Annotated in this window: 12 protein-coding genes; 5 read left to right on the top strand and 7 right to left on the bottom strand. The window is 56.8% G+C overall.

Going from position 1 to position 8,008, the window contains the following annotated elements:
• Positions 1–66: 66 nt before the first annotated feature.
• Positions 67–582: an ImmA/IrrE family metallo-endopeptidase gene (locus NKI20_RS23755; protein WP_352834879.1), complete on the top strand. Its 516-nt coding sequence runs from the start codon at positions 67–69 to the stop codon at positions 580–582.
• A gap of 237 nt (positions 583–819) precedes the next feature.
• Here the strand turns inward: NKI20_RS23755 and NKI20_RS23760 are convergent, their stop codons facing one another.
• Genes NKI20_RS23760 through NKI20_RS23775 form a run of 4 tightly spaced genes read right to left on the bottom strand, consistent with a single transcriptional unit; the run spans position 820 to position 3,169 of the window.
• Positions 820–1,776, bottom strand: a complete 957-nt coding sequence (locus NKI20_RS23760; protein WP_352538818.1) for an ImmA/IrrE family metallo-endopeptidase — start codon at positions 1,774–1,776, stop codon at positions 820–822.
• Complete coding sequence (locus tag NKI20_RS23765) at positions 1,773–2,303, bottom strand: helix-turn-helix domain-containing protein (RefSeq protein WP_023830723.1); 531 nt, start codon at positions 2,301–2,303, stop codon at positions 1,773–1,775. The genes NKI20_RS23760 and NKI20_RS23765 overlap by 4 nt, the downstream gene beginning before the upstream one ends.
• A gap of 15 nt (positions 2,304–2,318) precedes the next feature.
• Positions 2,319–2,966, bottom strand: a complete 648-nt coding sequence (locus NKI20_RS23770) for a hypothetical protein (RefSeq protein ID WP_023697175.1) — start codon at positions 2,964–2,966, stop codon at positions 2,319–2,321.
• A complete protein-coding gene (locus NKI20_RS23775; RefSeq protein WP_010913797.1) occupies positions 2,963–3,169 on the bottom strand; it encodes a ribbon-helix-helix protein, CopG family in 207 nt (68 codons plus the stop codon). Before NKI20_RS23775 ends, NKI20_RS23770 begins: the two co-directional genes overlap by 4 nt.
• A 150-nt stretch (positions 3,170–3,319) precedes the next feature.
• Here NKI20_RS23775 and NKI20_RS23780 point away from each other — a divergent pair, with 150 nt between their 5' ends.
• Genes NKI20_RS23780 through NKI20_RS23790 form a run of 3 tightly spaced genes read left to right on the top strand, consistent with a single transcriptional unit; the run spans position 3,320 to position 5,539 of the window.
• Complete coding sequence (locus NKI20_RS23780; protein WP_352538817.1) at positions 3,320–3,976, top strand: multiubiquitin domain-containing protein; 657 nt, start codon at positions 3,320–3,322, stop codon at positions 3,974–3,976.
• Positions 3,951–5,138, top strand: a complete 1,188-nt coding sequence (locus NKI20_RS23785) for a ThiF family adenylyltransferase (RefSeq protein ID WP_023697173.1) — start codon at positions 3,951–3,953, stop codon at positions 5,136–5,138. Before NKI20_RS23780 ends, NKI20_RS23785 begins: the two co-directional genes overlap by 26 nt.
• A complete protein-coding gene (locus NKI20_RS23790; protein ID WP_023697172.1) occupies positions 5,135–5,539 on the top strand; it encodes a ubiquitination-like system serine protease family protein in 405 nt (134 codons plus the stop codon). The genes NKI20_RS23785 and NKI20_RS23790 overlap by 4 nt, the downstream gene beginning before the upstream one ends.
• A 650-nt stretch (positions 5,540–6,189) precedes the next feature.
• Here NKI20_RS23790 and NKI20_RS23795 read toward each other — a convergent pair.
• Entirely contained in the window at positions 6,190–6,609 is a 420-nt protein-coding gene (locus tag NKI20_RS23795) for a hypothetical protein (protein WP_352834884.1), read from the bottom strand.
• A gap of 203 nt (positions 6,610–6,812) precedes the next feature.
• On the opposite strand from NKI20_RS23795, the gene NKI20_RS23800 reads away from it, so the two are divergent.
• Positions 6,813–6,986, top strand: coding sequence for a hypothetical protein (locus tag NKI20_RS23800; RefSeq protein WP_352538816.1), 174 nt, complete (start codon positions 6,813–6,815; stop codon positions 6,984–6,986).
• A gap of 21 nt (positions 6,987–7,007) precedes the next feature.
• On the opposite strand, the gene NKI20_RS23805 is transcribed toward NKI20_RS23800, so the two are convergent.
• Positions 7,008–7,769, bottom strand: coding sequence for a hydroxymethylpyrimidine/phosphomethylpyrimidine kinase (locus tag NKI20_RS23805; RefSeq protein WP_352538849.1), 762 nt, complete (start codon positions 7,767–7,769; stop codon positions 7,008–7,010).
• On the bottom strand, positions 7,760–8,008 hold a 249-nt coding region (locus tag NKI20_RS23810; RefSeq protein ID WP_352834887.1), incomplete at its 5' end, for a thiamine phosphate synthase. The genes NKI20_RS23805 and NKI20_RS23810, both read right to left, overlap by 10 nt.

An 8,008-nucleotide genomic window follows, 5' to 3' on the forward strand; every position in this document is an offset into this window, starting at 1 on the left:
ATTGCGACCGACCCCAACGTAGTTGCTCTGCTGGAGCAGATCGGCGTCGTCGTGGCGAGCGAACCAATGGAAACCACACAGTTGGATGGGCTAAGCAGGTGGGGATCTGATCGTCGCCCACACGTACTTCTAGCGCAGTCATTCGCGCGAAGACAATTTGATGCCGCGCACGAGTTGGCCCACCTCTTGCTGCACCGTGCAGTGTCCGAGGATGAGCTTGTCGAGAACTTCAAGCTGATCCAAGACCAAGCTCATCGGTTCGCTTCAGCGTTGCTTCTGCCGGCGAGTCAGTTCTCGGCTGAGGTCACTAGTGCCTCGCTTTGGGAGCTGAGAAGGTTCGCTGGCGCGTGTCCATCAAGGCTCAGATCATGCGTCTCCAACGCCTCTGCATTGTCGATGCCGAGGGAGCGACCCGCCTTTATCGTAGCTACAGCGCCAAGGGCTACTCAGGATCCGAGCCCTACGATGACGTTTGGCCGCTCCAGCAACCTACGTTACTGGCTGATGTATTTCGGACCGTGGTGGATGACGGGGGCTGTCCAAGGAAGAGCTTCGGCACGATCTGCCGTTGTTCGCTCATGATGTTGAGAGCTTGGCTGCACTTCCTCCGGGCTGGCTCTCGCAAGAGCCTGCTCGCGTCGTGAAGCTGAAGCTCGTGGCGCCGACCCGCGGTGAGGGGCCGTCCGGCCAGCTCGGCGAGGTCATACCAATGTCGCGCCGACAATAAGCGACGTCCGCCAAGAAATATGCCGCAAGCGAAACAGCGGTGGTGTGCTTACATATGGGCAAGCTGCCGTTGAGATAACCGTCTGCCTGTGCCTAGGCTGCCCTATAGCCGACAGGGAAAATGCGCTGGTGTTTCTTCTTGTAGATGCAGTAAGTGAGCAGATCGTAGGTGTTTGAGAAGCTGTGCAACCAGAATACATGGGGTTCGCCGTTCGCATCATAAAAGATGCTTTCGCCTTCGCCTACTGGACCCCGTTTGCGGTTCGTTGCGTGATCGCAGATCGCGGAATAGGCAACTGTGGTGGTGATTCCGGGAAAGTGCTCAGCTAAAGCTATCGATCTTGGAAAATATGCCACATTGTCATTCCCCGCCTTCTCGCAAATATCTCTGTGATACGGATGCCGACTGACAACGCCGAAGGCAGGAAACTCCGGGTCGCGTTCACAAACCATTTGCCAAAGTGTTGTTGTAAGTGTGTTCCCATAGCGCTTGCGAAGCTGCTCGATACTCTTCCATTCCAATGAGCAGTCCAGCGCTTCCGGTCGAAACCTTCCTCCGAGAAACAAGAGATGGCGTCCGCCATAGTTAGCTTCTGCTTCCATTGCCTGATGGAATGTTGGGTTCAGCGTGGACTCGTTGTCGCCCAGAAGCAGGGAGCGATGCCACGGTAGAAGGTCATGTGTAATTTCATGTGCGATGAGGAAGCGTCGCTTTAGCTCGGCTACCTCGTCATCGATGAAGATTCTTTTGTCGCCTTCCTTCAACATTAGGATACCACGAAGGCCATATTGCTGGACTACATCGACCATGCGCTTAGCCGTGCTGGTGATCTCGTTCCCAGCCATTCGCGCCCTGTGGGCGATCTCATCTAATAGGCTCAAGTTCGCCTTGCTATAATAGGTAAGGTCAAGCTTTTGCAGCGCGCGCACCTGCTCGAGCCTTAATGGGGGCTCTGGATTGCCGAGATCACGTAGCAAACGTGATATGTGCTCATGGATATCTCGGCGCTCAAAGTTCCCGATTATCGGCTCAATCGCAGACATGGTCATCCATTCTTCTTATCGATTGACGCCAGTACCTTAACGAAATCGTTGAGGTCGCGCCTTTCAGCCTGGCTTAGTTTCGATAGGTCGTCTGAACTCGCAGCAAAACGATGCACCGCTTCGGTGAGATTGTCATTCTGCGCGGACGCCGCCGCAGTCAGCAGTCCTACAGCACGTGCTGAAACCCCAATAAACTCGGCTAGCTGATGAACGGTACGCGGGCCTGGAACATAGTTGGGATCCTTCTCCACCTGCTCCAATTCCGCCGCATCAACACGAATTTTGGCAGCCAACTGCGCAATGCTTAAACCGTCCTTGCGTCGAAGCTGATGCACCAACTTAAACAACACAGCAGATTTCTGTTCGGGGGCAGCCGAATTAGGCTGCCCCGCAGTTGCTTGATGACGAGACTTCTCCTGCATAAGACGCTCAAGCGGAGCTGCGTCGCGGAGCGGGAGCCCCACGTCGCAATCGACATCCGGATCATGTTCGATATGGCTGCGCAGCCAATCGGCAGTGAAATGTAATTTCATGGTCGACTCCTCTTGTTAGTGTTGCACGGATAGGAAAGTCGCAGCATCCCTGCTGGAAAGCTCGAAGTATCTAAGTCCTTTATGTACTCCTTCGCTATCCGTTCCGAAATCCGTCATTCCGATCGCATCCCGGTAGAAAACTTCTGCGCCACGAAGTGAATGCAGACCAATTCGGCCACCAAATTCCTCTTCTAGGCTCAAGCTGACGGCCGTACCGATGAGCACACGGCCCGCGCCCTTGTAAGTCGGGTCAGCAACCAACTTTGGTCGGTTCCATGGAGCCGTCGCCAAAAACTCCACGTAGATCAGCGGCGCTCGCTGATGCTCGGGGTGGCGACTGAAGCAATCCTGACCGCCTTTGCGCGTCATCATGATGGCTTGGGTACTGCCACCACATTCAAGCACGAAGAAATCGAACAGGAAGGGGTCGTTCAGCGCAACCAGCGCCTTCTTGCCCCATTCCCAATGGGCGTCTTCAGCATTGACCTCTGCTAACGTCTGAAGGGAAGCCTTAGCCTCCCTCCGACGCAACTCAAAAAGAGGTCGCCAGCGTCCTTCGATATGCGCGAGATTCGTGCTGTCCAAGCCATGATACAGGTGTGCATCTTCGTACAGGCCTGTGGCACGATTTTTGAGAAAGACTCGATCGATCAGCCCTTTCATAGAACCATAAGCTCTACTTTTTCTGATTTATCCGCGCTTTCGACGAACACCTTTTCGCCCCGCGCCAGTCGATCATCGACTGATTTGTAGAGCCGCAGCGCTTGGCGAACGAGTGCGGTTTTAGACAACCCTTTTTCTTCACACATGGTTTCAAGGACGCTCATTTCTGCGTCCGACAAATTAAGCGTCATCGTACGCTTCACAGGCGCTTCTCCCTAACCAGCACTCTCCATGTAGCTATAAAGTCCATACCTGTCAATCAAAAAACAATCATTAATTAGCCAATCAATAGCTAGACATTGGCTAAAAACTCCATATATGATTTGTGCAGAATGAGAAACAAGGAGGGTTCAATGCCTGACGTAACGCACTTTACATATAAGCTGGATGGTCGCGTGATCGCCACCAATGACGCCATAATCTCAGGTCGCGAGGTCCGCACCATCGGCGGGCTCAATCCAGCTAGCGGTTATATTCTCATCCAGATTGCGGACGGGTCGACGCGTTCGATCGGGCTTGAGGAGCCGACCGACCTGCGACAGATGCCGCAGCCTGAGTTCCTTTCATTCGAAGGTGATCGGACCTTCTCCCTCACCGTCAACGAGCGCGGCTGGGAATGGGGGGCGGCCAAACTCTCCGCAGCTGACATCTACCGTTACGCCAGCATCGATGAGGAACTCGAGCTAATCCTGGACAGCGCCGGCGACGCGGTCATTCCCGCTGATGGCGAGGTGACTCTGGGCGGACAGGGAGTCGAGCGCATCCGCAGCCGCGAAGCGAAGACGGTGGTCATCAAAGTCAACGGGCGACCGCGTACGGTGCCCAAGAAAAAGCTCAGCTATCGTGAGGTTGCACTTCTCGCCTACCCTGACGCCGACTTCGAGAAATTCAAGTACACGATAACTTACCTGAAAGGTGTACACGGCGCGGAAGGTGATCTGGTGGAGGGCGAAAAGATCGAAGTCAAGAATGGGATGGTCTTCAATGTCCGCCGATCTGATAAGTCGTGATCCACATCTGAAGCAACTGCTGGACGAGGGGTTTGAGCTTGAGATGCGCGACCTCGTCCTCCTCGTTCACAGCGTGCCCTATGTGAAGCGGGACATGTCGCTTGGTCGAGGCACACTTGTCTGCACTCTGTCGCTGGATACGGAAGGCCTGACCTCGACTCCACTGACGGACCACACCATGTGGTTCGCCGGCGAGACGCCTTGCCATCGCGATGGCACGCCAATGACAAATATCATCCATAATAGTCAGGAAGCGACTGTGGGGTCGGACATCAAGGTCCACCATTATTTCTCGTCGAAGCCAGAAGGCACCGGCCAGTATGCCAACATTTACGACAAGGTTGTCACCTATGAGTCTCACCTCGGTGCTGCTGCGCGGTCTCACGACAAGACCGCCAACGCGCGTACAGGCGTCACGTTGGCCAGTGCGGAGGACGATAGTCCCTTCGCGATTCCCGATTCTGCGTCAGTCCGCTACGGAATCCTCGCCGCCAACCGCAAACTCAGGGGCAGCATCGCGATCATCGGCCTCGGCGGAACCGGTGCCTATCTGCTCGACCTCGCCGCCAAGACCCGTGTTGCCGAGATCCACATCTACGATGACGACCAGCTTCTCAACCACAATCTTTTCCGTTCGCCTGGTGCTCCTGAACTGGTGCTAGCGAAGAATTTCCCCCGCAAGGTAGATTATTACGCTGCGCTCTACGCGCGCATGCACAAGGGCGTGAAGCCGCACACCACTCGAGTGACGGCTGACAACATTGACGAATTTTCAGCCTATGACTTCGTATTTGTCTGCGTTGATAAGGGATCGTCGCGGCGCGTGATTGCCGAAGGGCTGGTTCGCCTGGGCATTGCATTCGTCGACACTGGCATAGGTATAGGGCTGGACGACAACACGCTCGACGGTTGCGCAAGGGCAACGTTTATTGCCCCTGGCATGCCGTGGGCGGAAGTGGCTACCCATCTGTCGTTCGGTGACGACGACGAAGAGGCCGATGTGTACGGAACCGAAATCCAGATCGCCGAACTCAATTCTTTGAACGCGATTATGGCGGTCATGCGCTGGAAACGCTGGCTGACCTTCTATCGTGATGAGCGCAACGAAAGGAACGCGACATACATGATCGAGGGCAACAATATCACAAACCGGGTGACATGATGGCTCGGGTGGATTGTCTTACAACGGTCTTCGTCGAAGACATTCCGGAACAACTGGAAGACGGTGTCCTTTACGTGTCGCGCGAATGCCACGTCGCGCTGCATAATTGCGCGTGTGGGTGCGGCGAGGAGGTTTCAACACCGCTCGTTCCGACTGAATATGACCTCATTATGGAAGACGAGGGAGCCTCGATATGGCCGTCGATCGGCAATCACGACTTCCCTTGTGGCTCGCACTACATCATTAAAAGCGGCCGCATCCAATGGGCCGGCAAGATGTCTCGCGCGCAGATCGAAGCGGGCCGCGTCCATGACCGTCTGCTCAAGCGCGGCGCCCAGCCGAAGGGGCTCAGGGCCATCGTCGCATGGTTCAAGCGCCTGTGGATCAAGTTCATTGGCTAATCAACGTTTGCCATGGGGTCGGCCGCAATTTGCGGTCGGGCTGGCGCCGACACGGCTGTCCTCCGATTGGCTCCAAGTAGGTCTAGGAAGCCGGTAGTCGTTGATGTTGCAAATCTGAATGAAGGGCAGGTTTCAGGGAAACGGTTACCTGGCGGCGTTGTCCAAATGAGGCGCGAAGCCCGATCTTTCATCCAGGAGCACCCGGACAACGCCGAAACTCGCTCGTCAGGGCCGGAGATCGCTTCGTTTTCTGTGAAGTCGGTCGATTAGGGATTCATTTTGGTCGGTACCCATCCAATTCTGAATGAACCGAATTTGGCGGTCTGACCGGCCGAACAGATAGGTGTCTGCTGACCCAACGACGTGTTCGTTTATTGGCCTAATGCCAAACCCAGACGCTGCCGCGCGCGGGATCATGTCTGTACCGCAATGCGGGCAAGAGCCCCCGAAACCCGCTTGCGGGCGGAATCTTCGCCCATCGACCAATGCGTTACGCATGGCACCTTTCCCGGCAATGCAGATATGTGGCAGAATTTATGGCCGGGAGCGGGAGCGAAGATATATGCGAGGGTAAAACCTTGGCATGCTTATCGTTGGGCGCGATCACTGAGAATGGCCTTTCAAACCAATCAGGAACCTGTTGCTGCCACCTACGGCATTGCCGGGACGTCGCGCCAGAACGCGACAATCGCGTCTGAGAACGTCTGGAACTGGTCATCGCTCACCTTGAGGTGCGTGTGGTTCAGCAGTTTCTCTGACCACGGCGGCCGAGTGCCTTTGAGCGGATCGTCTAGATACTCGGAGCAGGTTTTCTTCAGGTCATCCAGCGATTTTCCGGCGCCGTGCTTGTAGACGTTGACCACCAACCGGCACGCATCGAGCGTCTTGAAGTAGTCCGTGCTTCGGACTTTCCAGCCGAAACTTTCCAGGAGGTCTGCAATCTTGGCGAAATCCGCTGACCAGACCTTCGCAGCTGCCGTATCCCCTCGATGCCAGTTTCGTAATTCGCGGACCAGCCAGTCCCGCAGCTGTTGGTCCCACTCGTGGAACATCCCTGCGGTGACACTCAACCGGGTTTGGTCGCGTATGCCGCTCAGGAGCTGGTAGAACTCAATGCCGGCGTCGCGAGCAGCCTCGTAGAAATCCCCGGAATCGTCTCAAACCGGCCTTTGCTTTGCTCCAGCACTGCGGGGCCAGATCCGGCGTTCCCCGCCGCGCTGAAATGCCTCACTCCTGCGGCCTCACACTCGCCAGGAGGCACAAGTGCATCCCCATGCCTGACTGGCAGTGCGCTTCGCCGCAGGAAGAGTCCCGTTACTTTCCCGGCCTGGCAGGGCAGCTTGTCTCGGCGCCGCTGAATTCCGATCTGCAAAGCGGCCTCATTCCGTCACGCGCTGTGAAAAAAGGGCAGGAGGGCTACGGCTTCCATTTCAGCGTCAGCCGCTGAACGCTTGAGCCGTCTCTACGGCTATTCGGCTGGGGTTTTCCGAAGCTTTTCTAACACAAAGAGCTTGCCCTGGCGCACGGCGTACTCGATTGATTGCGCCTTCGCCAGATGTGCCGCAATCGAGCTGGCCAGCATGCAGCCCGTCCCGCGCATCGATGCGGCAAGACGCGGCGTGTCAAAGCGGACTGGTTCGTGATCGGGGCGCAACAGAATATCGGTTGATTGCGGTCCCGATGCATGGCCGCCCTTGATCAGCAGAGCCCGCGCGCCGGCTGCCAGCAATTCTTGGCCTTGCCACACTACGCCGTCCTCATCCACTGCCCGCTCCGAGCCAACAAGGAGTGCCAGCTCGAAGAGATTGGGGGTGACCAGACGGCAAAATGGCATCAGATCGCATTTCAGGGCGGCGATGGCGCCGGCTTCCAGGAGCGCCCGGCCTGACGTCGAGGCCAGCACCGGGTCGAGCACTGCCGGCACCTGCGGATTTTCGCGCAGCACTCCGGCAACCGCAATGACGATCTCCACCGTGGCGAGCATCCCGATCTTGATGGCCGCCACTTTGTTGGCCTGCAACCCCGCACGCATCTGACCGGCCACCAGACCGGGTTGCATAGAGTGGATTTCCATGACCGCATGGTGCGTCTGCACCGTCAGCGCGGTGACAGCAAGGCAGGTGCGCACGCCAATGGAAGAGATCGTCTCGATATCGCGTGCGATTCCAGCCCCACCGCTGGAGTCAGATCCGCCGACCACGAGCACATGCGGTTCTCGCCTCAGCGCCATGGCTTTGTCTTTTCGATCCATTCTCGCGTGCGCGCTTCGGGATTGGCATTCAACGTGATGTCGGTGACCACCGCCGCGGTGTCCGAACCAGCCGCGAAAACACCGTCGAGCCGATCGGGGTTGAGGCCGCCAATGGCGACCAATGGGATCGGCGCCACCCGATGCTTCCACTCGCTGATCCGCTCGAGCCCTTGCGGCGCCCATTTCATCTGCTTCAGGACGGTGGGATAGATGGGGCC

Source organism: Mesorhizobium sp. M0830, from assembly GCF_040319965.1.
Taxonomy (GTDB): Bacteria; Pseudomonadota; Alphaproteobacteria; order Rhizobiales; family Rhizobiaceae; genus Mesorhizobium.